This window comes from Mesorhizobium sp. M1396, assembly GCF_040317725.1.
Taxonomy (GTDB): domain Bacteria; phylum Pseudomonadota; class Alphaproteobacteria; order Rhizobiales; family Rhizobiaceae; genus Mesorhizobium.
The window spans coordinates 54,709-77,397 of sequence record NZ_JAMYLA010000019.1; the positions used below are offsets into that span (position 1 = coordinate 54,709).

The following is a 22,689-nucleotide window of genomic DNA, read 5'->3' on the forward strand; positions in this document are numbered from 1 at the left end:
TCGAGGGGGAATTTGGCTTTGAAATCAGCAGGATGGAGCCTCGCAAAGGGAGAACGCCGCGCCATCGTGGCAGCGCTCTGTTCATTGCTTCTGGCCTCCTGCACCTCGGCTGGTGACCCGACAATGTCGGTTGGAATGCCCGGTTATAACGCCACGGCATCGGACATAAATGCCGCCTCCAGCGCCACGCCGACCGCGGTCGCCGATTCGTCCGAGGTCACGACCGAGCAGACGACCGTGATGACGGCGAGCGATACGGCACTTCCCGAGAAGGTCGCCTATGTCCCTATAGCCAAGCCCCAAGCCGCCTTTCCGCTGACCACGCCGGCCGGCACCGAGACGATTATCGGACAAACGCCTCAGTCCTTGCAGCAGCAGGCACCGGCGACCCAGCAGAGCGACGCGGTCGCCGAAAAGATCGCTGCCGCCGATGCCGGCGTGAATGCGCCGAAGCCGGCAGCCGCACCAGCAATGGACAATCCGGTCTATGTGACGGCTGGCGAGATGCCGCAGCCCGAAGCACCGAAGAAAAGAGGTTTCCTGGCCTCGATGTTTGGCACCACACCGGCCTCGGCGACATCAGCACCCCTCATCAACACCCGGTCGGGCGAGCAGCCAACAGTGCAGGCCAAAGAAGCGCCAGCGGCGGCAAAGCCGATCATCACGCTTGCCTCGGCCAATTCCGCGGCAAAGCCGGTGCAACTGGCTTCGCTTGGTGGCGATACCGGCCACATCACCGGTAGCGACGCCCTGCCCGGCGTGCGCCAGACAGCCCTGTTCGAAATCAAGCGCAAGTCCGGCCTCGACGATGAAAGCGACGTCGACCTCAACGAGGACGAAGGTACAGGCGCTGGCGCCTATCAGATGGCGTCCGCCGCCGGCATGGCCCGGTTGGCGCCCAACGGGCTGCTCAAGCAGAACGAGAGCGTCGATGTGGCTTGCCTGAAGCCGTCGCTGGTCCGCGTGCTCAAGACGATCGAAGGCCACTACGGCCGCAAGATGACGGTGACTTCGGGCTATCGCGACCCGGCCCGCAACCGCCGCGCCAACGGCGCCAAGAATTCGCTGCACATGTATTGCGCCGCAGCCGACATCCAGGTCCCCGGCGTTTCGAAATGGGAACTGGCGAGCTACATCAGAACCATGCCCGGCCGCGGCGGCGTCGGCACCTATTGCCACACAGAATCGGTTCACGTCGATGTCGGGCCCGAGCGCGACTGGAACTGGCGTTGCCGCCGGCGCAGCGGCGGTGGCGACGGCTAGCGGCGCGGAGCAGACGAGGCCTATTGGCAGCCAAGATCGTTCCGTTGGACCATCCCTGACGTCCTGATCAGCCTAAGCCTTCCGCACTTCGTCATCCACGGGCGGGGCAAGGAGCGAAGCGATGGCGGCGCAGACCCGAGGATGACGAAGCGATGGGCGTTTCCGCTGATCGCCAAGGCATGCTGGCGCTTTGCCCAGCCATGGCGAATGTGCCGCTTCGACAGCTCGCAAAAAACTTGCCCAAGGTGGCACCTGACGGGTTGCCGGTTGCGCGCAACGCCAGTATAAGCCGCTTCGTCTGAGCGCGCCCATCGTCTAGCGGTTAGGACACCGCCCTTTCACGGCGGTAACAGGGGTTCGATTCCCCTTGGGCGTACCAGACTTTTCAAGCACTTAGCTTGTTCTTCCCCTCAAGCGTCACATAAGCATCGAATAAGCGCAGCGAATCTTGGCGAACGTTCACGCACAATCACAGCCGAAAATGCTGCCCTTTCAGCATTAAGATATCTTCGTCTTCTTCGTCGTCATCACCTTCATAGGGAGCTGGCGCCTCCAGCAAATCAATCCTGCGCAGATCGGTGCCACCCATCGGGGCATCGAGCGAGAGCGTTTTGAAGCTGTCGTATTCGCGGTTGTAAGCGCGGAGAAACTCACCGGCTCGCTTGCCGAGGTCCTTTTCCACTAGCGTACCGAGAAATATCGCCAGCGTGATTTCAGAAATCACGTCATCCGTGTACAGCGCGGCAACCCAGGTGGCAGCGCTTTCTTTGCCAGCAGATGGAGCCGATCGACAGCACTTGGAAACTTGTAAAGCTTAATCGCCCGCTGCCGATTACGTCGCCGACAAGATTTCTCGTTGTAGCGCTTGCGTTTCTCGGGATCCTGCTTTCGTGCAGCCACGCGGGCTCGATCTTTTTTGCGGTTTTTCTCGCGGTTTTTCTCCTTTTCAGCATCAGTGAAGACCTTCGGCGCTTGAACTCTACCCTTGGCATAGCGCCGCTCCGCCGCTAGTTGAGCTTCTGACCGTGCTCTTTTTTTGTAGTTGGCGCGGGCCTTCTCGCGTTTGGCGCGGGACTTCGCTCGATACTCGTCGGTGCGGTAATAGCCACGCGCCTTCATGCGCTCGCGCTGTTCCTTCGTCTCAGGCATCTCGGCAAACCTCAGAATGGTTAAGGTTATGCTTGGCCGATGATGATGAGCTGCGCTGGCAGCCGCTAGCGGGTCGCAAAAGTTAGTACCGCTAATCCCGTTAGTCCCCACCGCTATATGAAAACCCGCCACCGAGAGGCAGCGGGCCACTTAGCGCATAATTGCGCAAGGTTCAGTAATGGTCTGGCTGCTCGGGTGAATCGCCCCCGTCCACTTCGCCGTCCAGAAAGAAAGGGTTGGCGCCGCCCATCAAGGCGACCGTCTGGTTTGTGGCCACGGTCCAGCCCAAGGACGGCTCATCATCGCTGGCGTCCCCTTCCCTGTCGTTGATGCCGAACACTTCGGCCCCGCCGCCAGCCAGATACAGTTCCAGATCCGGGTCCGGCTCTACGAGGTCGAGCAGGGAAATCAGCCGCTCAATCTCGTCTTCGATCGAGCGGCGGATGGTCGGGTCAGGGAGGCAGGCCAGCGCGCTCATGCTGCACCGCCTATCGCATGGCGAAGGATCGACGCGGCAATCTGCCCGTGCCAGGCCTTGCCGTGCCTGAATGCGACGTTGCCGAAACTATGTCCGGCCGCCCGACCAGTTTGGTCCCACTCGGCCAACGCTTGCGCCTTGATGACCAAACCCTCCATCGTCAGATCGGTCTCGTTCATGATGGCCGCCACATGCTTCTCAAGAGCCTCGTGCAATTCCCCGGCGATGGGCCAGAACTTGCCATGGTCCTCCTTCGCCTCCCGGCTGACCTTGGCGTGCTCTCGCTCGTAGGTGTCGGCGGACACCTTCAGCTTTTCAAGCCGGCTAATCTCAAGCTCAAGGTCAAGACTGTCCGCGAGCCGGCTCGCTTTGAGAGCTTTGCGCATTTCGCAACGCGCTTCCTTTAGCTTCCGGTGAACGTGCCAAGACTTGACGACAATTCGACGCGGGAATTTGTCACCGGCACGCCATAGATAATCACCGAGCACCGTTGTTTCTGCCTGGCCGGGCTGCGAATCTGCACGCCCTTCCCATGGAGCGGCAGTGCCCGGCACAGTCAGTTCGTCGGGCGCCCATACTTGGCTCTTCCAGTATTTGGAGACCTTGTCGGCCTCCCTTTGTGCAGCCAGGTATTCCGCGACCTTGGCCGGCAGCGCTTCGGCAAGGCGGATCAGTTCCCGGTCCTCGATTGGCGCAGCACGAGAATGAGGCGCGACCGCTACGGCAGCGGCGGCGGTTGAAGCAGCCGCGAGGCCCAGCAGGAGGCGGCGGCGGTTGATCTCAGGCATACCTTCGGCGGCTGCCCGAACAGAGGTGTTCGGCATGGGGTCACTCCGGTTGACAATTTCTCTAGCGGGGTTGAGCTAACCACAAGTATTGAAAACGTCAAGCAGAGTTGATAAAAAAACAATTACCCTGTATTCAGGGCGCATGATCACACCCGAACAAATACGTGGCGCGCGAGCCATGCTTAGCCTCACTCAAGCCGAACTTGCGAAGCGCGCAGGCATTTCAACGACAGGTCTCAACAATATCGAAAGCGGCGGAACTGATCCTAAAGCCTCGACGCTGAGGGCGATCCAAACGACGCTTGAATCAGCCGGCGTTGAGTTCATCCCAGAGAATGGTGGCGGCGCTGGCGTGAGGCTGAAGAAATGAGGCGCCCCGGTCCAAAGCCCCTCCAAGCAGCTTTGCGAACGTCGCCGATCCCTGTCGAAACCCAGTACCAGCTCCACAAGGAGTTGCTGTTGGGAGCTCTTGAAAGACAATATGAGTACGGCAAGTGGGTTCTAGCGTCGCTTTTAGCGGTGCATGCCGGCTCCCTCTTGGCAATCTCGCAGGCAGGAGCAGCAACGGCTCGGCTATATCAGGCGTGCGGCCCGTTGCTCATCTACGGCGTTGCCACGACGCTTGTGGCCGGTGGCCTAGCATGGATCAACTTCTCTGTGGTCGCCAACGTCTATGCCCATGTCTTGAGGGCCATCCGCGAAGGTAGGGAACCATCGCTCACCGTCGGGAAAAAGTACCTCGCGCTAGTGACATTCTGGATTACGCCACTTGTCGCAGTCGGATCTCTCATGCTGTTTCTGATTGCAGCCGTTAGAGCGGCAAACGTCATCTAAGGCATGGTCGGTTATTCTGCCAGGTCGCTACTGTTCAGGCTACACATCCGGATCAGCCAGCCTCCGCCGGCCTGACGCAGAAAGACGCTGAGCGAAGTTTCGTTTCCGGTCCCCTCACCTTCCGAATAGAAGACCAGGCCAGATTCCCGGAGCCTCCTGTCTCGATCACAGCAAGTGTTTTGTTGGGGGCGGCATGTTGGGTCCAGATGGCATGCAGCGCCTCTATTGCCGCGCGGCCGCGTGCTGGCGGCGCATACGGAGAATGCATTTCAGCGTCATCGGTAAATATGGACACGCAACCGGCAGCATCCCCGGCGCGGTATGCCGCGACGTAGATGTCCCAAACCCTCTGCAGTTCATCGCGGATTGACATAAGCCTGCTCCTTTTTTGTTAGTTTTCCGCATGGCTAAAAACGACAGTGCCGTTTTCCTTTCGAATTTCAACGGACACGATTCCATCGTCGCCCTTCCGGGTCTGAAACATGGAGATTGCATGATCCTTTGCCGTTTTTTCGGCGTCGAACATTTCCTTGGCGACGATGCCCTGTCGTCCATACCAGATGACAGTAAAGGCCATATTCGCTCTTCCCTTCGCGGCAGCCAGAAATGGTAAGCCGGTTGGGACGGAAAGTCACAGAATGAAACCAAGCGGCGTTGACGCCGATCTGCTGGAATGGTCGTACGGAAGTGGGCGCTATGCAGCCGAAGGCGGGCGCACCGGCCCTGTGGTGTTCCACCGGATGAACTCCACTTCCTTCCCCGTGACTTCCCGGACGGTGTTCAACAGCACCTCATGCAGGACGCGCGTCTGCCTGTAGTGGTCGCAATGCGGCGATATGAACGGCTTGATGATGCTCAGGTGCAGCGCTTCCGCTGCCACCAGAAAGCGCTCGATTTCAGCCTGGGATAACTGCTTTGAGGGTTTTGATCTAGCCATGATAGCGAACTCCGTTTGAGGGATGTCGCCGCAACTAGAGGATTATATTCCTGATCTCGACTGCTGCAAGCGCTGGCTATTGCTTATCCCGGAAATCGAGCAGCTTGGCATGGCGGAGCCTCTCCTCGCCCTTCAGGAACCTCACGCGGCCGACGAGACCAGGCTTCAGCCATTCGGCCTTTTCCTTCTTTAGACCGATCGGCACTGGTCCGCCGACCTTCCCTTGCACACGATCCCATAGTCGCTGACGCTTGTCGGCTTTGAAGGCAACGAAAGCGCCGCCGGCATATTGGCCCTTGTCGGCCATGAGCACCATTGCGGGCTTTCCGGCCTCGCGCTGCACGCCAATGATGTCCATTTCTTTTTCGGCATAGCACTTGATCTTGCGCCAGTTCATCGTCGGCCCGCTGCGGTAGACGCTGTCCTTGCGCTTCGAGACCATGCCCTCCAGCCCCGCCCTGTCGACCAGGTGGTAAACCGCGTCGCCTGTTCCGGGCATGGCTTTGCTGACCTGAATGCGGCCGACGGCTGGAATCAGTTCCTGCAGGATTTCGCGGCGGTCTTCCACCGGCATGTTGCGCAAGTCATGCCCGTTCAGGTGCAGGAGATCGAACGCCACCAAATACAGGTCGCGCGACGGCTTACGGCGGGTGACGGCTGATTGCAGAGCGTGGAAGTCGGACAGGCCGGCCTCGTTGACCGTGATTGTTTCGCCATCGATGATGAAACTTTCCGCCTCGATCGCCTCCGCCTCTCCGGCAAGTTCGATGTAGCGGCCGGTCCAGTCGTAACCGTTCTTGGTGAACAGCCGGATCCCGTTTTCATCCTTGATAATCTGAGTGCGATACCCGTCAAATTTGATCTCATGAAGCCATTCGTCGCCCTGCGGTGGCGTGTCCACCAGCTCCGGCTCCATGGGATTGATGAACTTCAGAGGCATGCGCTGACTCGCATAGTGCGATTCAATTAGCGCGCGCTAAAATGGTTCCGGAACATTTTAGACGAATTGAATGTTTGATAGCTATGACGAACCTATCCGACCTTGGACCGCCAATCCCTGGTAAGGCGCACGACGGTGAGCCGGCCGATGAGCATGACAATTTCTACACCTGCCCGATTTGCGGTCAGCAGGTCGACATGCGCGACCTTCGCCAAGTGATTTGGCACGAACAGCCAAAGCACAAGCCGCTGCTTGTCATCGTGGAATAACCGCCTGAAAATCGTGTGAGCGGTCGACAACGAGGAGTGTCCGCCAACCACTATCGCGAGAAAGTTGACGCCCCGCTCATACAAACATCCAGGACGCCAGGAGCAGGGCGGATAAGGATGAGATCAGGGCAGCGGCAGCAAGAAGCACCCCAGCGCTATTCTGCCATCGTGCCGGTGGCGGCTGATTGTCATTCCTGGGGGGCGGCAAATTAAGTTCCCCTAATCGTTTGACGCTGGCGCAAACTTGAAAATAAGGACCCGCTAGCTATCGTAGCTGCGGGTCCTATCAGCACAGGAACGGACGTAGCTGTGCCGATTTCACGACTGAAACAACAATCATTTCATAGCGGGGTTCCGGCTAAATCCGGCTGCAGGACCATTGCGTTTTTCGGGAGGACTTTGGTCCCGTCGCTATTGAGACCGAAGCCCCACAAAGGGAACGTTTGGCGCGGAGCAGTGTTTTTGTGGGCCGGGCACAGAACGTGCACGTCAATCGCCACTCAACCGGACAAATTAAGATGGTGAACCTTGAAGTCGAGACTTCGCAAGCGCTCGTGGCGCGCCTGGCTGATCTCCAGGCGAGAGTGCGGGCAGCACGCATAACTGAGGCAGAAATAAAGACCTTCCAAAAGGTTGCAGCCATTATGGGTGACGGTCGCGGCCAGATTGCTGGCGACGACCTGATCGCTGCATCATTCCTCGTCGAACCAGATGCCTTGAATGGGTAGGTACCCTGGGGTCGGCCTTGTCTTTGTGCAAGCGAAGATTTAATGATTTCGTATACCATTGCTTTCTGGGAGGCTGCGATGGAAAGCGCGAATACGAACAGGGCTCCCCCTCGCGTTGAAGTCGCCGAGGCCTGCGGAGAATGGTTCGTCCGCATAGTGGCCGATGACGAGGAACTTACCCGCACATTCGACTTGGAATCGTTCGCCCTGTCCTATGCGGAAGGCCAGCGAATACGGCTAGGACTTTCCGAGTTCAAGCGGCTGTAGGAAAGGACAAGATGCCTCTCTCTCTCTCTCTCTCTCTCTCTCTCTCAGAGCCTGCATTCGGTTGAGATGGAATTCCGATGCTCGGAATGTGGATTGGGCTTTGTAAAGCCTGGGCGCTGGTTTAAGTCTGTCGATCAACATCGTTGCTCCGGCTGCCACCACCTCACTTACCGCACCTATCCGAAGAAGTTGGCATTGTTCGACAGATACGCAAAGCTTCTGACGACGGGGTGGTGGCGAGGGACGATGGGACGCCACCGCCACAGCTTCAATAGGTATGCGTTCTGAAGCGACGACGATGTTCCAGCCCGTATGGCGGAGGCGTTCGTGAAGTCTAGTCGCAATGAATTTGGAGTGCGGGCAGGCGCTACCGAGCCGTAGCGAAACAGAAAAGCCCCGGCGCTGGGTCTGCACCGGGGCTAAGGGCATGTACGAGCTACCTAGCATGTCCGAATTTCAGCCTGCGCTAATATCGTAAATGAATGGTGAACTGTATCCCTACCCAGTCATTACCCAGTCACCGCTCATCTTTCATTCGCGCCAATTTCGGAATATGTTCCCGCCCCATGTCCAGGAATACCGTGCTTCAGATCATTGCCGCCGTGATTACGATTGCGGTGCTGGCGGTACTGCATCAGGGGCTAGACTGGTTTCTTAGCAGTCTTGAGCCAAAATTCATGATGGGCCTGGTCGTCGGCTTTATGGTGGGCACACTCCTAGTCCTGCTCATCTGGTACTATGAGGACCGTAAAGAGCGGTATTCAAGGGCGGTTGGCCGCAGCGGGGCCGCTGAGCAACAGCGCGCGCGCAACACGATCGACCTGTGACTGTTGAAGCCGAGATCCCCGGCCGGCCTTCATAAGCGCCTCCAGTACTGCGCTCTGTTGCGGGCCGCCTGTCAGGGTGCGTGCCATGTCGGTTACCGCCTTTTCATTTCCACCGTTGTTCAAAGCGTCAATGACCTTATCCACTGTCCGCATGCCAGCGGCTCGGGCCGCACCACGGGCGCCGCCGGCAATGAACCCTTCGCGCAGGCCAAAACCGGGGGCGTTGCCGGGATCAATTGCTTCACGAGCAGCGACACGCGCCGCCGTCTCCGAATTGCGCGTGACGATGTTCGACGTATCGGCAAACAGCTTTTCCCGGTCGAGCAGATCGATGATGGAGCGGGCCTTATCGGACCCGAACAGCGTCGACAGACGAGCCCTGTTCCAATCGCCTTCGCCCTTGATGAGCCGCTGTAGCGCCACACGGTCGTTTGCGTTGGTGCCTACGATGCGCTCTATCTCCGCCCGAGCGCCTTCACGCAACCGCAGCGGCACAGCGGACGGCCCGACTTGCAGCCCTTGTGGCAACGCGCCTTGCCGGACTTCTGCGGCGAGTTCGTCGGGACGCGGCGCTTCCCGGCCGCTTGAAAGGACGGACTGGCCGCGCTGAACGGCATCCTTCTGCCGGGCCAGCTCTGCATATTTTGCGTCAACTTCCTTGATGCCGGGAACCGATGCTCGAAGCTCGTCGTCGACAGCCTGCCGCGCCGTTGTCAGGGCGTTGACGGCGTTCGTTCCCTCGGTCGTCTCCAGCATGTCGTCTATGGCGTGCCGAGTGTTCAGCAATTCGCTGGCGTCCGAAACTAGAGACGTGCCGGGAGGCGGTTGGCCATTGGCCTGAGCCCGTGCAATGTCGGCCGGCGTAGGCTGATGGTCCAGCATCGTGCGGACACGCTGCACAAGGCGCTGCGGCTCCCCGCGCAATGTCTGGGCTTCGGTTTCGAGATATCGGGCAATCGTCAATGTGTCGACCGGGCCAGCATCGCGCAAAGCCTCTCGATATTCAGGCGCGAGGCGCTGTTGATTGGTGTTGGCTCGATCGATGATGCGCGAGGGCGTGGGAGCTTCGCCAAGCGTTTCATCAAGGGCCGACCGGATACGCCAGTTGGCATTAGCATCGCGTGCGCCGATGGCGTTTCGAACGATGGTCTTGCCCTCGCCAGGCGTGGCGGCAATAGCGCCGGCCGTGTGCCGCATGTTCGGGCCAAGATCCATCAGCATGCTATTGTCGCCGAGCTGCGACAGTGCAGCGGGATCAACGGCATCCTGACGGACAGCGCCCGCCAAGACCTTGGCGGCATTCTTGTCGAGCCCGAGAGCGCGCGCGACTGCGCCAATGTGAAGGTTGTCGGCAACGGCCTTCACGCCCTTGCCGATCAGCGGCGCCAAGAATGGCGCAGCCAAGCCAGTCGCAAACCCGATCCCGGCGCCTTTGCCGGCTTCCTTGATATCTCCCCCCGAACGCACAGCAGAATCCACACCGTTGATCGCGGCTCCAGAAAGCGCGCTAATGCCATATTGCAGAGGCTTCGACGCAGCGCCAATACCAAACACCTCCGGGGCGGCCATCATTGCCGGCAATGTCCCGGCAACTGCTCCCGTCACATTGCCCAGGGTCCGCGCGACAGGGTGAGCCTCGCGGCTCGCCTCGTTCATGCGGGTCATCTCGGCATTGACCTTGGAATAGGGTTCACCTGTCAACAGCGACCCGATGCCGGCGGACGCGGCAGTCAGACCCTTGTCGATGTAGGGGCCGGCGATCGGTACGCCCTCGCCTGTCGACGTGAGGTAGGTTCCCGCAGCGCCCATATCCGGGTTTGGAACAAATGTAGGCGCATCGTGGCCGTCTTCTGGCTTAGGGCCGCCAGCGGCCATGATCTGCTGTGCCTGTACGATCCCGGCCTTCGCCCGCGCGTCGGCGTCGGCCGCGCTGCCCGTAGGGGCCGCCGCAGGCAACGACTTTGCAATCTCTTCAACTGCCGCGCTCTGCTGCTCCGGCCTCATCGAGAGAAATGCGTCGTCGACCTTGACCTTCAGGCCCTGGATATTGAGCGTTGCCATCAGGGTTCAATGCTCCATTTCAAGCCGTTGCTCGTCGTGCCAGCTCCGCCGCTGGATGTTGCGGGAGCCTCGCCACGGTTGTTCTTGATCGCGTCCACCATCGCCCGGACGCGCGCCAGCTTGTCGTCAACCGATTCCTTCGCTTCGCCGGGCTTGGGCGTCAAAATGGAGGCCTGATTTTCCACTTCGGCAGGCGCCGCCGTGGCACCGGACACGCTGTAGAGGTAGGACGCGATGATTGTCTTCAGAGAGTTCGAGGCGCGCTGATATTCCGGTGACTTCAGATAGTCGGCGCCGTAATTGGAGCCGTAGGGAACCGCCGAAATTGCTTGATCCGACAGATTGGAAAGGGCGCCAAAATTGTCCTCTACAATCTTCAACTCGGGCGCCACGACATCATAAAGCTTGGCGTCTCGCTGCTGCGCCTCGTTCGGACCCTTGGTGTTCACCTTGGGGCCGGTCAAAGGCACGATGCCGCCATTCCCGGCAGGCGGCGGGTTTGCCGCGCGCGGGCTCGTCGGCGCTGGTGACGCAGGGGTTGCAGGAGGTGGCAGCACGGGCGCGGCTGGTGCCGGAGCCGGAGCCACCGCAGCGGGGCCAGCAGCGCCGCCAGCGCTCGGCGGCGTGATAGCCTGCGGTGCCTGTCCTGGCATCTGTGCAACGATGCCGGAAGGCGTGAGGAACATCAATTCGCCGTTCGGGCCGGTGATGGTCTTGCCGGCCGCGATCTGGGCCGCCTGTTCTTGCGTGACCTTGTTGTTGTTCACCAGCCAGTTGAGCGCCTGGGCGTCGACCGCATTCCCCTTGAACATGTTGCCTTGGCCGCCGCCGGGGGATGCCGCGACAGCCTTCGTTTCGCCCGTGCGCTTATTGTAAAGCGTGCCGTCGTCAAGCTTCTCCCAATCAGTCTGCTGACCCGTGTAAACGGCCTGATGCGTTTTCGGATCGACCAGCGAGCCGCCAACTTCAATCAGCTTGTCTTGATCAGACTGGAGCTTGCGCTCGTCGAAATCGAGCCGCGCCTTTTCGGCCGGCGTCATCTGCGGATTGCGCAGGCGTTCCGTCTCAATACGGGTCTTCTCCATATCGAGACGGTTTTTCTCCATCTCCAGTTGCGTCGCTGGGTCGGCAGCGGACATTTTCTGTTTCAGCAACATGCCAACGACGCCGCGCTGTTCAGGGCTCAACCGTGGATCTGTCGCCGCCTTCATGAGCTGCGGGACGGTCGGGCCGCCATCCGCAACCTGAACGCTGCCGGCTGCGCTGGGTGCCGCTCCGGTGTTGACCGGAATCCATCCGTGGTCACCTGTCGCGCCAGCCATGCCGGTCGTCTCGACATACTGATATGTCTTGCCGTCCGCACCCGTGCGAATAGCGCCCTGTGCGGGCTTCGCGCCAAGCATGGGCGCGCCACCACCACCAGCGGCGCGCGGTGATTGGACCGGCATTGGTGCAGGCGGGCCGCCCGCAAGGGCCTGGGCGGGGTTCTGTGGCTGGGCCGTCACTGGAGGCGCGCCAGCAAGAGCCGCTGCGGCCATTCCGGCAGATGGGTCGAGGCTCGCGACTTTGACCGGATCGGCAGGGGAGCCTGCAAACCGCGATACAAACGAATTGGCCTGGGCGATACGGCGCCCGGCCTCACCGCCCGCCCGGTCATAGCCGGCGAATTTCCATGCGTTGTTCATGACCTGCTGCGCTTCGGTCGGCGACTTCGCCGCGTTCAGCCGGTCAATAAGTGTCGGGTCTTCCTGAAGGAAATACTGTGCCTGAAGCTGCGGCGAAGGATTGTTCGGATCGCCGCCGTTCTTGGCCGCGAAGTTGCGCATTGCTTCGAAGCGAGGGCCGCGCCAAGACAGGATGCCGCCCGCCGTTCCGGCCGCGCCGCTTTCGCTCGGGTCTGACCATGAACCAAAGGCATTCTTAGGCTGGAACCGGCTTTCCGCGTTCCCGGTCGATGCCACGGCAGCTAGACCGTTTGGATTGGTTACCTTGCTTTTCACCGTGTCCATGAAACCGGAATAGATGTCGTTGCCGGTCAGGTCCGGAGCAGGACCAGCCGCGCCGCCCAAGCCAGGCGCTGCAACATTGCCGCTGTCGACCGTAGGAGCCCCGCCAGCAGCGGCCGGCGCCGATCCGGTGGCGCTAGAGCCGAACAGAGCCGAAAACACGCCGTCGCCACCCTTGCGCCAGTCGGTTTCAGCCTTGTTTGCCCGGTTGTTGGCCATCCGGTAGCCAAGAGCCTCGCCGATGGCAGAAAGGCCCTGCCCTGCCGTCTTCGGCGCCACAGGACCACGAAGGGCGTCAGCGATGGCGCGAAGACGCGCGAGTTCCTCCGGCGTCTGGACGCCAGTGTCTCCGCCGAAGATGAAACCCGGCTGCGCGGTCATGCGAATGCCCTCCCATAGTCGACAGCATCGAACCCGTTGACTGTCGTCACGGCGTGAGGCCGATAGGCGCGAACCTCGTCAGCCATCACGCCGACCTGTTCGCCATCAGCCCAGAGATATTCGAAGACGTATTTCGTCAGGCCGTTCGCATAAGTGCCGATCGCGCGGATGTTCTTCTTCAGGCGGCGGTCTGAAAATTTGATCAGGTTCGCACCGAGGCCGAAGAGACCGCCCATCAGATCGCTACTGCCGGCGGCGTCCTGCTGCCATGCTTGGAGCTTCTGATTATAGTTCGTGTTGATCAGCCCGGCGGTGTCGGTCGTCGGTATGGTCGGCATGTTCGCATTGACGAAATTCGGCTGACTGACCTGTGAGCCGGACAGCAGCGCCGTCAGGTTGTTGATGGGCGCCGAATTCTGGGCCAAGGCCTCTTGCACCGCCTGCCCACGACCGGACAGCAGCAGCGAGTTGTAGGCGTCGTTTTCGCCTTGGTCCTGAATGTTCTGCGCCTGGGCGTAGTTGTCCGAACCGGGCCGAATGCCACGGTTGATCAAATCGGCCTCGTTCGCCTGCCGACGAGCGTCCAGCGCCGGCTGGAGGCGCTTCATTCCGAGATCCATCAACCGGCCTTCGGTCGCGTCGTTCGACAGGTCGACCGGCTTGGCAAGAAAGTCGTTCAGGAAAGCAGACTGCGAATTGGCGAGCTTGCCAAGGTTCAGTTGCGCGCTGTCGGTCTGGTCCTTGATCGCCTTGCCGGCATCCGTCAGGCTTTGCGTGGCCGTGTACGTCGGGATGTCATAGGACTTGCCCGTGTAAGGATCATTCCATTTGTAGGTGCCCGATTGGTTATAGGTCAGGCTCCCATCGGGCGTCACCTGATTGACGTTGCCAAGATTGGCGTTCGCAACCGCAGTGCCGACATTCGTCGAAGTCGACGCGGCGGAGGTCTCTTTCGGATCGGGCGGAGCCGGGGCTTTGGGAGCGCACATTTTCAGGGTTCCTCAAAAAACAGGGTCATTGCGTGGGCTGTGTGACGAAAGCCGACCCGTTCGCAGAGCTTGGCAACGCGTAGGTCGGTCATCGTCGTGACGTGAGCCCGCTTGACGCCGCGCGAGCGGAGGTTTTCCAGAATATGCTTCGTCAGCTTCATGCCGATTCCGTTCCGGTGATCCGGCCGGACGTAAATCGCATCCTCTTGCGAAATGAGTTCGCCATTGTGCATGTCGAGCGCGAGCCAGATCAGCGCGTAGCCAATCGCCTCGCCGGTCTCTGTCCTGACGACGAATAGAAGAATGTCACCGCTGTCGCTCGACGCGACATAGGTCGCAAGACGGGGATTGAAGGGCGGGCAACGCATGCCTCGCCCCTCAAGGCGAGCCTGCATCTCACCATAGTGGCGCGCCAGCAACGGCTGGACATCGACATAGGCCTTCCCGAAGTTCTCGATTGCGATCCGGTAGCTCATACGACGACAGCCCCCGCTTCAAAGGTGACATCGAGCTGAACGAATTCGGTGACCGGCCGCTGATTAAGAAACCCGGTGATTTGCAGTTGCGGCTGCATGACGTATCCGGTCTTGCCGATCGAAATCCATTGACCGCCGCCGACCGACGCCACCGGCTGCGCCTGGTCCCACTTCGCGACATCCCAGAGGCCGGAATCCCATAGGTCGGCCGTCCCGCCATCTGCCGCAGCGGGCGCCGGGGGAAGCTGGACGGAATAGTTGACAGAGAATGAGATTTTCGGGTTGTAGGGCGTGGCGCTAAGAAAGGTCGGTCGTGCTTGGTGAACGGTCTTCAGCCCGCCCAGCGACTTCATGTGATCTGGGTTGCCGACATAGGTGTAATAGATCGGCAGGCCGTCATCGTTGCCGCTGATTTCGCCCTCGTAGACCTTGCCGTCATTGGTGCCGAAATAAAGCCGGCTGTCGTGCAGTTCGATGCAGCGCGTGGCCCAGCCGACGAACTTGCACCACGCGCCCGTTTCGAGGTTGACCACGAACGCCCACGATTCCTGTCCGGTCGACGTGATCGGCAGCGAGACAATCGCATAGTTCATGTCGGGCCATTTGATGATTTCCCAAGGCAGGGAAAGGCGCCGAGCCGCCTCGCGCTTCCAATCCGGCTCGATGTTGCGTGAGATGGCCGCGAGTGACAGAGCTGCTGCATCCTTGTTGATGGCGGCCGAAATCGGCACCAGGCCTTCCTTGGTCGCAACGATCAGATCGCCGCCGGCTCGCATCGTGCCACGCTTGCCCAGCGGGTCAGTCAGGTCATAGCGGCCGACCAAGTTCCATTCCGCCGCAGTCGCCCCAGCCGGGTTCGATCCTTCGAAAATTGCCGCCTCGCCTTCCGTGGTGACAAACACGCATTTGTCGTCGATGCCGTCGCCAGCATCGAGAGACCACGTAGCGCCGAAGAGCAGCGAGCCGCCGCGCTGGAAAATGCCCGACAGGTTCAGCGAGCCCAGCGCTCCTGTCACGCTGTCAATCCCGAGATAGCGCGCGCGCATCGTGCCGCCCTCGATGAAGAACAGGCGGTTTCGGTAAAGCCAGACGTGCGACAGCGCCGAAGTCGCCACGCCGGTAATCGCGGCGGAGATCTGCACCACGCCGCCCGGAATGTTTGCCGTCGCCGAACCACCACCGCCAGTGATGATCTCGTTGTCCACGAATGTGCCGGTGATTGACTGGACCAGCAAGGAACCGGTCGCGCCGTTATCGACGTTCTTGACGATGGTCGCGGTTGCACCGCTCGTTCCGCCGGTGACCGTGCCCGAACTTGGGAAATTGACGGTCTGCGCATCGAAATTCAACCGATAGGTGCCAAGGCCATTAACCGCCGACCAATCAAAGGTCGTGCTGTAGAGCTGAAGGAAATCGGTTCCATTGACCGCGACCACGTAGCTATCGCCGGACGTGGTGAAATTGACATAGGAATAGTAGCCAGAGGTCTGACCCGAAACAGAGGCGGCAGGCGCTACCGTTGGCGATGCCGGCGATGTGACATCGCGGATTGTGGTCGCATCGCAGGCCCAAATCTTTTTCGTGCCACCGGCATTGTATGTGATGAAACTCTGAACCGGGACGGCGCCGATGGTGGCGCGCTTCACCGACCCGCCGCGCATGATGATGCCCGTCGAGGTCGGCAGGAAGTTTTCAAGCGTCTGCGCTGAAAATGGCTTGGACTTCACAAGGCTCTGATTGGTCACCCAGCCCGCGACAGGCGCGCCAAAGGTGTACGGCTGCGATTTAGCCGCAGCCTGTGACGGAACAGCCTTGCGGCGGCCGGGGAACCGTTCTCCCAGCCTCACGGCGCACCTGAGACGGTCCCAGGCCACGCGACACCGCGACCACGCCAGCTAAGGGGCGGCTGGCCTGACACGACAGGCTTTGAGCCGGGATCTTTGTCGATCAGCCGAAGCTTCAGCGTTTCGAAGTCATCGAGCGCCTGTTGATAGGCAAGGCCCTTGTTCTGCTTCCACCGATAGATGATCGCCAACTTCAGCAGACGCTCGGAAAGCCGGAATGCGTCCGCGTCTTCCGTGAACATCGGCTTCAGCGAATCATTGCTGGCACTGACGATCTGATTTGAGAGGTAGAAGAATTTGACCGTCTCGCTGGAGGCCATGACCGGCCATTGGTGAAACTGGTCACCGTAGATAATCCAGTAGCCGTTCACCGTGGCGATCGGCGTCACCTGAAGCTCAATCCATTGGTCTGGACTGGTCAGATGGCTCGTTGCCCAGAGCCATCGGGACGACCACAGCGACGATGTTTGCTGCATCCGTTCGTAGTCGGTCGGAAGATTGAAGTCAGCGGTGGTGCCGTCTCCCGTGAACGTCTTCAGGACAAGCAGTTTCTGCCAGTCATAGGCGTCGACAATTTCCGACGCCATGACGTTGGCGAGTTCCTGCATCTCAACCATTTCTCGACTGGTGTTGCCATAGACCAGCGTCGGCACATCCATGCCGAGTACGGTCGCCGCGCCTTTCACCACGTCGAGAATGGACATCAGGCAGCGTCCTTGGCTTTCGCCTTGGGTTGGGTTCGCTCTTCCAAGAGCGCTTCCATGGCGGCCATACGCTCGACCATGGCGGCGTTCTGCTCCGCCATCTGCTCAATAATGGCGTCCTTCTGGGCCTCGCGCTCGGATGCCTTGGCCGCGTCGGTGTTCTCAAGGAACAGCTTTGCTTGCTTGCGCATCTCGCGCATGTTCGGCAGGCGGACCTTTTCCATCTGGCCTTCCTGAAGGTCGCGGACTTCTTCCACCGTGCGAATGCCGGACTGACGAAGCACTTCGGCCTGCTCGGGCGAAACGCCAGGCCATGCGGCAAGCGCCATGCCGTTGACAGGGATGTCCTGACCTTTCTTGAACGCCTCATAGGCAGGCTCGATCTGCATCCAGCGCGCCGTCATGAACTTCAGCTTTTCGCCGTCCTGGTCCTCGCCCATCTTGGACGGGTCGGGGAGCATCAGGCGAACGCGTTCGGTTGTCTTGGTGTTCATCGGCGAGTGCGACGGCGAATAGGTCACCCAATCCTCCGCCTGCCGTTCAAGAATGCGTCGGGCGCTCGCGTCGAGCTTGTAGCCCTTCAGGTCGCATTTCTCCGCCACCGGATCGCCCTTGATGGGCAGCATTTCGTAACTCGTCTTGAACCCCATCACGCGGATCATCGGGGCTTGGTTTTCGGACATCTTGCTTTGCTCCTGAAACATGGCGGGCGCCGAAGCGCCCTTATTCGCTGATGAGGTCGCGGAGGTCCGGAAGCTCCGCCAAGATGGCGTCTCCCTGAGCCTCGTCGAATGCTGCCGCCTTGAAGGCTTCGGCTGCGCGAAGGCGCTCGCCGCCGCTCCAAAGCTTCCGGATGCTGTTCGTTACAGCGCAGGTTTCGGCTGACGCGGCCTGTGCTTTCACTCTCGGCATTTCCATTCTCCTGCGGTTGAAAGGGGGACGGGCGGAGCCGAAGCCCCGCCCGGATGCCGGATCAGTAGGGGAAGGCGCACATGACAATCTTCGCCGACGCGTCGATCGCGTAGGCGCAGACCGTATCGGTCACGGCGGCGGCCACCTTCAGGGTGCCGTCCGTGGTGCCCGACAGGATAAGGGCGTTGCCGTCCCCGCCGGAAACCAGCGCGGTAGTGACCGTTGCCACACCCTTGACCTGTATCCAGCCGTATTCGCCGTTGCCGGGGGCAGCAGCGAGAACGCCGGCACCGTTTGCGGCGGTGTCGGACACATCCGAGGTGACTTCGTTCGACTGGCCGGCAGAGACACCGGCCGGTGCGTAGAAGCCGACCACGTTGTTGGCGACGGCGGCGATTGCGCCGGCACCAGAGTTGTATTTCACGAACCGATAGACCTTGCCGTCATACGATTCGTAGGTGTCGCCAAGGCGGGGAGCCTTGCCGCTTTCCGCGCCCGTGAGATCAGCCGCGGTGTAGGTCTTGGTGATGTTGGCGCCAACAAAAGAGGTCATGGTTTTCGCTCCTTATGCCGCGTCGAACAGGACGCCCTGAAGCGACCGGTTCGAGGTGACGAGGTTGCCCATCCAGTAGAACGGGATGACAACAGCGTCCTGATTGACGGGCTTCTTCTCGTCGTCCTGCGTCCACTGCGCCTCTTTGTGCTGGTCGACGTAGACGTAGTCGGTGTTGAGGAAGTAGCCCTTCTCGGCCGTGGTCGTGAAATTCGTGTTGTCGTCGAAAATTACGTCAGCGGTCTTGTACTTCAGGCTGATGAACCCGGACTGCGCCAACTCGGCATCCTGGTACCTCTGCAACTGCTGTTCGCCGAGTTCGTAAAGCGAATAGAAGTCGTGGCTGAAGGTGATGATGTCCGGCTTGTCGGCGCCGCGCGTCAACGAAAGCCAGAGCTTGTTCATGTCGGCCTTGAACGATGCGGCGTTTGCGGCCGAAGGCGCGGCGGCAAGATTGGTGCCGGTCGCCTCCAGGAACTTGTTGCGCCAGAACGTCCAGGTTGCGGAGTCGATGCCGCCGACCGTACCCTGACCGTTGGTCTGGAGAATGTTGGCCAGGCCGCCGATCTGGTTGGACAGCGAGCCGTCCGAATACAGGTCGACAGAGAAGTTATTCGCGGCGGTCTTCAGCGCGTTGCCCTTCTTGGTCTTTACGAGATTGATCATCGCGAACTTGCCGCTGTTCTGGCGAAGCTCCTTTCCGCTCGAAACGACATGCAGAGCGACCTGCGCCCAATCGAATTTCGCGGACGTGACGACATCCGAGCCGTTGGTGTTCAGCGTGTCGAGACCGGCATAACGCTGGTAGGTGTTGTTTTCCGCGTATTCGAGCTGCACCTGAATTTCGGTGCCGCCGTCAAGATTGCGGATCTTGTTCTTTTTCTTCAGCCGGTTGAGGAAGGCGTTGTTCTTCGAAACGTTGTCCGCCACCTCGTTCGCGCTGTTGCGAAGCGTGGTGGACACCATTTCAGTGAAGGTGGTCGACGGACCAGCCATCGGACTTATCCTTTTTGGTTGCGCTCGTAGACAGCGGCAAGCTCTTCATCTTCAGTGAGAGCCCGGCCTTTGCCTGATGCTGTTGAGGGGATGTTGACGGCGGCGGCCCGACGAGCGCCTTCGACCTTGGCGGCGCCATTGGTAGCGACTGGTTTTCCAGCGGCTGCTTTGGCCCGTAGGTCGGGATCGGCGTTCACGGCCATGTCGTAAGCCAGACCGAAGACGGCCTCTTTCGAGGCGGCATCACCAAGCTTCCTTCGCGCCTTGTGGATTGCTTCAACCATGTCGACTTCGGGAATTTCCGAGTAGAGCGGCTTGTCGGCTGACAAGCGGGTCAACTCAGTCTCGGCCGATGTCTGATCGGCACGTTCCTGAAGCTTTTGGTTTATGCGGTCGTCGATCGTAGCGGGGTTATGAACAGAAGAGAGCATCTGTTTAAGCCCGGCGATTTCCTGCCGCAATTCGGTTTCGCCCTGTTGGACGGTCTGGCCAAAGGCTGCTGCGATTTTGTCGCGCACGCCGTAACTGTCGATGATCGACATGATGGATTCGACGGGAGCCCGGTCTAGATTGGCCTGGGCATTGAAAAGGAAATCAATCGCCTTCGCTGGCGTGACCACGGACCCATCCGCGAGCTTGCGGCCCTTCTGCGGGTCGAAGTAATGGGCATGCCGTTCGATGACTTCCTGAATGGGCTTGACGGTCGAAAGCTGCCGGCCGTGATCGGAAAGCCTGCCCTGCAATTCCTGCTCGCGCGCGGCGACGAAGGCGCGGATTTCAGCAGGGGTCTTCTCCCACGCGCCCTTGACGACATCGGCCCCTTGAAGGCCTTTCCAGTTGTCAGGCAGGGGAACCGAACCGGCGCCAGGCGTCAGACCATCGCCGGCCGGTTCCCCGCCATCACCGCCTTTCGGCGATCCCGTGTCGGCTGCTGCGTCGCGATCCGAGCTGACAAACTTCCCATTGTCGCGGTCCGCGCCGTTGTCGCGCTCGTTCTTGTTCCAAATGGCTTCAAGCGCCGAATCGTCGGCGGCGGCGTCATTGTCGTTGACCACACCGACATCGACGACGGCCGGTGCGGCTTCAGCTACGGCGGCTAGTTGAGCGCTCATTGAAATTCCTCTGACACCTGAAGGCCCCGCTTCTTGCAGAAGTCGGGATTGCGAAATTTGCCCTTGGTCGGGGAAAGGCTGGGCTCATACTCGACGCAATTGTGTCTCTTCAGATCGTCGCGCCGTTGTGAGCGTGAGCCGATTACCGCGCCGTTGATCGGAGAGCGGTAGTCCGGAATGTCCGACATGATATTCGGCATAGTGATCTGGCCCGCGAATGGCTTCTCCATGGGAGCGCCCGTTTGCCGGTCGACGAGGATGCCGTTTCGAAACACGTACCGAGCCATTTCAAGTCCCGCTTGGAGGCAGGACGAAGGGTGCGGTCGACCACTGCGAAAAGATAAGCCGTTTGGAATTCAGCAGAGTAGCAATGCCGCCAGAGCATCATCATCGGCCATTGCCGCAACCTCTCGCTCAATCATCATGCGGCCCATTTTGGTATCGAGGCCGGCGGTCAAGTCGGTGAGCTGCGGACGCCCGCTCTGCGGCATCAGGGCTTGCAATGCCGCCATGACCTGTGGAGAGAGTTCAAGCGTTTCGATGAGTGCAGACGGGGCAGGCTCGCGGCCATAGGTCCGCAGATCGACGGGTTTGCCATCGCGGTCGAGATAGATAGTCGGCTTATTGTGGCGGCGATAAAAACCGCCACCTGGTTGCTGAAGGACCTGCGCGCCGGCCGCGCCCGGTCCGAAGTACCGGTTGCCGAAGTACCGCTTTCCAAAATAGCGGTCCCCAAACATCAGCTAGGGTCCAGATTGACCGAAAGCCTGTTGCCGTCCGCGTCGACTGAGGCGTTGATGCGGTTTTTCGTGTCGTTCGTGTCGCGGAATATCGCGGTTCCCGTTCCCAGACCGTTAGCCTTGCCAAGCAGCGCAGCAGCGAACAGCCGGAGCCCCTGACGCACCGTCAGGCCTGTTTCGACGCCAGCGGCCCGGTCCAGCAGCGCATCGGCGTTGGCGTTTGCAGTCGGAACGTCGCCGACAGCGGCGGGCGCGGCCGGCAGATTGTCCGTCTTCAACTTGATAGCATTTACCGTCGTGGTGACCGTGCCAAACGACGCTACGATGTCGGAAGCGTCGGCGGGATCTGGCGGCAGGTTGGTTGTCTTGGAATTGATGCCGGACAGCTGAGTGTCAAGATTGGCCGAAGCCAAGCCGACCGCAGCGCGCACGCCGGGCGCATCCAGATCGTTGAAGCCGGTCACGCCGGTTCCCTTAGCGAGGACGATGTTTGTTCCGGCTGTCAGGGTACGCGCCGCAGTCGACCAAACCGCATCAAGGGCGTTTGCCGCGAATTTTGCCGCAGTGATCGCGCCGGCGCCGAAGGTGCTTGCCGTGATCGCGCCGGAATTCCAGGCGGTGCCGCCAGCATTGACCACGTTGACGCCAAGCTGTGCGGTTGCCGTGTTCACTGCCGAGCCTGCAATCTGGGTCGCATTCACGGATGCAATGCCCGCCGTGAGGCTGATTTGACCGGTGCCGGTGCCCGACGACAGAAGCACGCTTGCACCGATGTCGCGCGCTGTCTGCGCTGTGCCAGCAATGGCTGAAACATCAATCCGGCCGTTGGCGTCGACAAGCTGGGTTCGACCGCTCGTCGTGTCGCGCCGGAAAAGCTCGATCACGCGCGTAACAGGCGCCATGCTCGCCTGGGTAATGTGGACGCAATATTCCTCCGCATCCGATGTCGATGCAATCGTGGTGTCCTCGTCGATCAGCAGCGAATAGACGCCGGGTTGGTTCGCCGCTGACAGTTCGGCAACGGTTGGCGTGGTGTAGACCGTCGCGGTGCCGCCGTTCCGGCTCCGGTACACGGTGAAGGTGGTCAGGGCCGTCTTGCGGGTTTTCAGGTCGGTCGCATCGACGGCGACGAAGTAAATGTTCTGATCGATCTTGCCGCTTGGAATTCTCATGTGAACCTCAAGTAGCCGCTGGCCAGGACGTTGATGCCCAGGTCGGCCATATCGATCGTGTGATTTGCGGGCGAAGCATTGTAGAGCTTGTAACCGGCGATGACCGGCGCACCCGATCCTGCAGTCTGGGTGGCGTCGAATGCTGGTGAAGCCGTAGAGAACACCGCAGTGCCGCCCGAACCTACCGCTACGCCGATCACCACCAGCGGGATCGCTTGCCCGGATGCCAAGACGCTCTGGGAAGTCGGATCGCCCGTGGTGGC

28 protein-coding genes and 1 tRNA gene are annotated in these 22,689 nt (G+C 60.4%); 6 read left to right on the forward strand and 23 right to left on the reverse strand.

Translation table 11 applies throughout. From position 1 onward, the window contains the following. The first annotated feature begins 12 nt into the window (after positions 1-12). Both NKH02_RS14825 and NKH02_RS14830 read left to right on the forward strand, forming a co-directional pair. Entirely contained in the window at positions 13-1,263 is a 1,251-nt protein-coding gene (locus NKH02_RS14825) for a YcbK family protein (protein ID WP_352872139.1), read from the forward strand. 304 nt (positions 1,264-1,567) lie between these two features. Beyond that, positions 1,568-1,642, forward strand: a tRNA-Glu gene (locus NKH02_RS14830). 90 nt (positions 1,643-1,732) lie between these two features. Here the strand turns inward: NKH02_RS14830 and NKH02_RS14835 are convergent. The 4 genes from NKH02_RS14835 to NKH02_RS14850 form a co-directional block, all read right to left on the reverse strand. Further along, entirely contained in the window at positions 1,733-1,987 is a 255-nt protein-coding gene (locus NKH02_RS14835) for a hypothetical protein (protein WP_352879654.1), read from the reverse strand. Further along, on the reverse strand, positions 1,984-2,412 hold the full coding sequence (locus NKH02_RS14840) for a hypothetical protein (RefSeq protein WP_352879656.1): 429 nt from the start codon (positions 2,410-2,412) through the stop codon (positions 1,984-1,986). The genes NKH02_RS14835 and NKH02_RS14840 overlap by 4 nt, the downstream gene beginning before the upstream one ends. 172 nt (positions 2,413-2,584) lie before the next feature. Then, a complete protein-coding gene (locus tag NKH02_RS14845; RefSeq protein WP_352879658.1) occupies positions 2,585-2,890 on the reverse strand; it encodes a hypothetical protein in 306 nt (101 codons plus the stop codon). After that, the gene (locus NKH02_RS14850) at positions 2,887-3,714 is read right to left on the reverse strand and encodes a hypothetical protein (protein WP_352879660.1); all 828 of its coding nucleotides are present in this window, start codon (positions 3,712-3,714) and stop codon (positions 2,887-2,889) included. Before NKH02_RS14850 ends, NKH02_RS14845 begins: the two co-directional genes overlap by 4 nt. A gap of 52 nt (positions 3,715-3,766) precedes the next feature. On the opposite strand from NKH02_RS14850, the gene NKH02_RS14855 reads away from it, so the two are divergent. Both NKH02_RS14855 and NKH02_RS14860 read left to right on the forward strand, forming a co-directional pair. After that, positions 3,767-4,048: a helix-turn-helix transcriptional regulator gene (locus NKH02_RS14855; protein WP_352879661.1), complete on the forward strand. Its 282-nt coding sequence runs from the start codon at positions 3,767-3,769 to the stop codon at positions 4,046-4,048. An 89-nt stretch (positions 4,049-4,137) separates the two neighbouring features. Continuing rightward, complete coding sequence (locus NKH02_RS14860; protein ID WP_352879663.1) at positions 4,138-4,512, forward strand: hypothetical protein; 375 nt, start codon at positions 4,138-4,140, stop codon at positions 4,510-4,512. Between the two features lie 52 nt (positions 4,513-4,564). Here NKH02_RS14860 and NKH02_RS14865 read toward each other — a convergent pair whose 3' ends face one another. From NKH02_RS14865 to NKH02_RS14880, 4 genes are all read right to left on the reverse strand, one after another. Beyond that, the gene (locus NKH02_RS14865) at positions 4,565-4,885 is read right to left on the reverse strand and encodes a YybH family protein (RefSeq protein ID WP_352879665.1); all 321 of its coding nucleotides are present in this window, start codon (positions 4,883-4,885) and stop codon (positions 4,565-4,567) included. An 18-nt stretch (positions 4,886-4,903) separates the two neighbouring features. Further along, complete coding sequence (locus tag NKH02_RS14870) at positions 4,904-5,089, reverse strand: hypothetical protein (protein ID WP_352659956.1); 186 nt, start codon at positions 5,087-5,089, stop codon at positions 4,904-4,906. Positions 5,090-5,206: 117 nt separating this feature from the next. Then, a complete protein-coding gene (locus NKH02_RS14875; protein WP_352879666.1) occupies positions 5,207-5,449 on the reverse strand; it encodes a hypothetical protein in 243 nt (80 codons plus the stop codon). Positions 5,450-5,525: 76 nt separating this feature from the next. Further along, complete coding sequence (locus NKH02_RS14880) at positions 5,526-6,389, reverse strand: ATP-dependent DNA ligase (RefSeq protein WP_352879668.1); 864 nt, start codon at positions 6,387-6,389, stop codon at positions 5,526-5,528. 787 nt (positions 6,390-7,176) lie between these two features. Between NKH02_RS14880 and NKH02_RS14885 the strand changes: the two genes are divergently transcribed. Together NKH02_RS14885 and NKH02_RS14890 are read left to right on the forward strand one after the other, a co-directional pair. Further along, positions 7,177-7,386, forward strand: a complete 210-nt coding sequence (locus tag NKH02_RS14885; RefSeq protein ID WP_352879670.1) for a hypothetical protein — start codon at positions 7,177-7,179, stop codon at positions 7,384-7,386. 848 nt (positions 7,387-8,234) lie between these two features. Further along, positions 8,235-8,480, forward strand: a complete 246-nt coding sequence (locus tag NKH02_RS14890; protein WP_352879672.1) for a hypothetical protein — start codon at positions 8,235-8,237, stop codon at positions 8,478-8,480. Here NKH02_RS14890 and NKH02_RS14895 read toward each other — a convergent pair. From NKH02_RS14895 to NKH02_RS14965, 15 genes are all read right to left on the reverse strand, one after another. After that, complete coding sequence (locus NKH02_RS14895; protein WP_352879674.1) at positions 8,415-10,541, reverse strand: hypothetical protein; 2,127 nt, start codon at positions 10,539-10,541, stop codon at positions 8,415-8,417. The genes NKH02_RS14890 and NKH02_RS14895 overlap by 66 nt on opposite strands. Next, entirely contained in the window at positions 10,541-12,928 is a 2,388-nt protein-coding gene (locus tag NKH02_RS14900; RefSeq protein WP_352879676.1) for a phage tail tip lysozyme, read from the reverse strand. Before NKH02_RS14900 ends, NKH02_RS14895 begins: the two co-directional genes overlap by 1 nt. Continuing rightward, complete coding sequence (locus tag NKH02_RS14905) at positions 12,925-13,917, reverse strand: tail fiber domain-containing protein (RefSeq protein WP_352879678.1); 993 nt, start codon at positions 13,915-13,917, stop codon at positions 12,925-12,927. Before NKH02_RS14905 ends, NKH02_RS14900 begins: the two co-directional genes overlap by 4 nt. A gap of 2 nt (positions 13,918-13,919) precedes the next feature. Then, positions 13,920-14,393 (reverse strand): GNAT family N-acetyltransferase, encoded by a 474-nt coding sequence (locus NKH02_RS14910; protein ID WP_352879680.1) that lies wholly within the window; start codon positions 14,391-14,393, stop codon positions 13,920-13,922. Continuing rightward, positions 14,390-16,138 carry a hypothetical protein gene (locus NKH02_RS14915; protein WP_352879682.1) on the reverse strand — a complete coding sequence of 583 codons (1,749 nt, stop codon included), beginning with the start codon at positions 16,136-16,138 and terminating at the stop codon, positions 14,390-14,392. Before NKH02_RS14915 ends, NKH02_RS14910 begins: the two co-directional genes overlap by 4 nt. A gap of 98 nt (positions 16,139-16,236) precedes the next feature. Then, positions 16,237-16,941 carry a phage adaptor protein gene (locus tag NKH02_RS14920; protein ID WP_352879684.1) on the reverse strand — a complete coding sequence of 235 codons (705 nt, stop codon included), beginning with the start codon at positions 16,939-16,941 and terminating at the stop codon, positions 16,237-16,239. Beyond that, positions 16,941-17,624 carry a hypothetical protein gene (locus tag NKH02_RS14925; protein WP_352879685.1) on the reverse strand — a complete coding sequence of 228 codons (684 nt, stop codon included), beginning with the start codon at positions 17,622-17,624 and terminating at the stop codon, positions 16,941-16,943. The genes NKH02_RS14920 and NKH02_RS14925 overlap by 1 nt, the downstream gene beginning before the upstream one ends. Positions 17,625-17,664: 40 nt before the next feature. After that, on the reverse strand, positions 17,665-17,844 hold the full coding sequence (locus NKH02_RS14930; protein WP_352879687.1) for a hypothetical protein: 180 nt from the start codon (positions 17,842-17,844) through the stop codon (positions 17,665-17,667). Between the two features lie 70 nt (positions 17,845-17,914). Next, positions 17,915-18,406: a hypothetical protein gene (locus tag NKH02_RS14935; protein WP_352879689.1), complete on the reverse strand. Its 492-nt coding sequence runs from the start codon at positions 18,404-18,406 to the stop codon at positions 17,915-17,917. Between the two features lie 12 nt (positions 18,407-18,418). Continuing rightward, positions 18,419-19,402, reverse strand: a complete 984-nt coding sequence (locus NKH02_RS14940; RefSeq protein ID WP_352879690.1) for a phage major capsid protein — start codon at positions 19,400-19,402, stop codon at positions 18,419-18,421. 5 nt (positions 19,403-19,407) lie between these two features. Further along, a complete protein-coding gene (locus NKH02_RS14945; protein WP_352879691.1) occupies positions 19,408-20,457 on the reverse strand; it encodes a hypothetical protein in 1,050 nt (349 codons plus the stop codon). Between the two features lie 53 nt (positions 20,458-20,510). Then, a complete protein-coding gene (locus NKH02_RS14950) occupies positions 20,511-20,801 on the reverse strand; it encodes a hypothetical protein (RefSeq protein WP_352879693.1) in 291 nt (96 codons plus the stop codon). A gap of 69 nt (positions 20,802-20,870) precedes the next feature. Beyond that, the gene (locus NKH02_RS14955) at positions 20,871-21,254 is read right to left on the reverse strand and encodes a hypothetical protein (RefSeq protein ID WP_352879695.1); all 384 of its coding nucleotides are present in this window, start codon (positions 21,252-21,254) and stop codon (positions 20,871-20,873) included. Then, the gene (locus tag NKH02_RS14960) at positions 21,254-22,426 is read right to left on the reverse strand and encodes a hypothetical protein (RefSeq protein WP_352879697.1); all 1,173 of its coding nucleotides are present in this window, start codon (positions 22,424-22,426) and stop codon (positions 21,254-21,256) included. The genes NKH02_RS14955 and NKH02_RS14960 overlap by 1 nt, the downstream gene beginning before the upstream one ends. Further along, the gene (locus NKH02_RS14965; RefSeq protein WP_352879699.1) at positions 22,423-22,656 is read right to left on the reverse strand and encodes a hypothetical protein; all 234 of its coding nucleotides are present in this window, start codon (positions 22,654-22,656) and stop codon (positions 22,423-22,425) included. Before NKH02_RS14965 ends, NKH02_RS14960 begins: the two co-directional genes overlap by 4 nt. Positions 22,657-22,689: the final 33 nt, after the last annotated feature.

Bases quoted from the DNA above. Each gene is read 5' to 3' on its own strand.
- NKH02_RS14885 (WP_352879670.1), top strand. From the start codon at position 7,177: ATGGTGAACCTTGAAGTCGAGACTTCGCAAGCGCTCGTGGCGCGCCTG.
- NKH02_RS14950 (WP_352879693.1), bottom strand. From the start codon at position 20,801: ATGGCTCGGTACGTGTTTCGAAACGGCATCCTCGTCGACCGGCAAACG.
- NKH02_RS14910 (WP_352879680.1), bottom strand. From the start codon at position 14,393: ATGAGCTACCGGATCGCAATCGAGAACTTCGGGAAGGCCTATGTCGAT.
- NKH02_RS14940 (WP_352879690.1), bottom strand. From the start codon at position 19,402: ATGGCTGGTCCGTCGACCACCTTCACTGAAATGGTGTCCACCACGCTT.
- NKH02_RS14920 (WP_352879684.1), bottom strand. From the start codon at position 16,941: ATGTCCATTCTCGACGTGGTGAAAGGCGCGGCGACCGTACTCGGCATG.
- NKH02_RS14870 (WP_352659956.1), bottom strand. From the start codon at position 5,089: ATGGCCTTTACTGTCATCTGGTATGGACGACAGGGCATCGTCGCCAAG.
- NKH02_RS14880 (WP_352879668.1), bottom strand. From the start codon at position 6,389: ATGCCTCTGAAGTTCATCAATCCCATGGAGCCGGAGCTGGTGGACACG.
- NKH02_RS14955 (WP_352879695.1), bottom strand. From the start codon at position 21,254: ATGTTTGGGGACCGCTATTTTGGAAAGCGGTACTTCGGCAACCGGTAC.
- NKH02_RS14900 (WP_352879676.1), bottom strand. From the start codon at position 12,928: ATGACCGCGCAGCCGGGTTTCATCTTCGGCGGAGACACTGGCGTCCAG.
- NKH02_RS14840 (WP_352879656.1), bottom strand. From the start codon at position 2,412: ATGCCTGAGACGAAGGAACAGCGCGAGCGCATGAAGGCGCGTGGCTAT.
- NKH02_RS14895 (WP_352879674.1), bottom strand. From the start codon at position 10,541: ATGGCAACGCTCAATATCCAGGGCCTGAAGGTCAAGGTCGACGACGCA.
- NKH02_RS14935 (WP_352879689.1), bottom strand. From the start codon at position 18,406: ATGACCTCTTTTGTTGGCGCCAACATCACCAAGACCTACACCGCGGCT.
- NKH02_RS14845 (WP_352879658.1), bottom strand. From the start codon at position 2,890: ATGAGCGCGCTGGCCTGCCTCCCTGACCCGACCATCCGCCGCTCGATC.
- NKH02_RS14925 (WP_352879685.1), bottom strand. From the start codon at position 17,624: ATGTCCGAAAACCAAGCCCCGATGATCCGCGTGATGGGGTTCAAGACG.
- NKH02_RS14960 (WP_352879697.1), bottom strand. From the start codon at position 22,426: ATGAGAATTCCAAGCGGCAAGATCGATCAGAACATTTACTTCGTCGCC.
- NKH02_RS14905 (WP_352879678.1), bottom strand. From the start codon at position 13,917: ATGTGCGCTCCCAAAGCCCCGGCTCCGCCCGATCCGAAAGAGACCTCC.
- NKH02_RS14850 (WP_352879660.1), bottom strand. From the start codon at position 3,714: ATGCCGAACACCTCTGTTCGGGCAGCCGCCGAAGGTATGCCTGAGATC.
- NKH02_RS14875 (WP_352879666.1), bottom strand. From the start codon at position 5,449: ATGGCTAGATCAAAACCCTCAAAGCAGTTATCCCAGGCTGAAATCGAG.
- NKH02_RS14865 (WP_352879665.1), bottom strand. From the start codon at position 4,885: ATGTCAATCCGCGATGAACTGCAGAGGGTTTGGGACATCTACGTCGCG.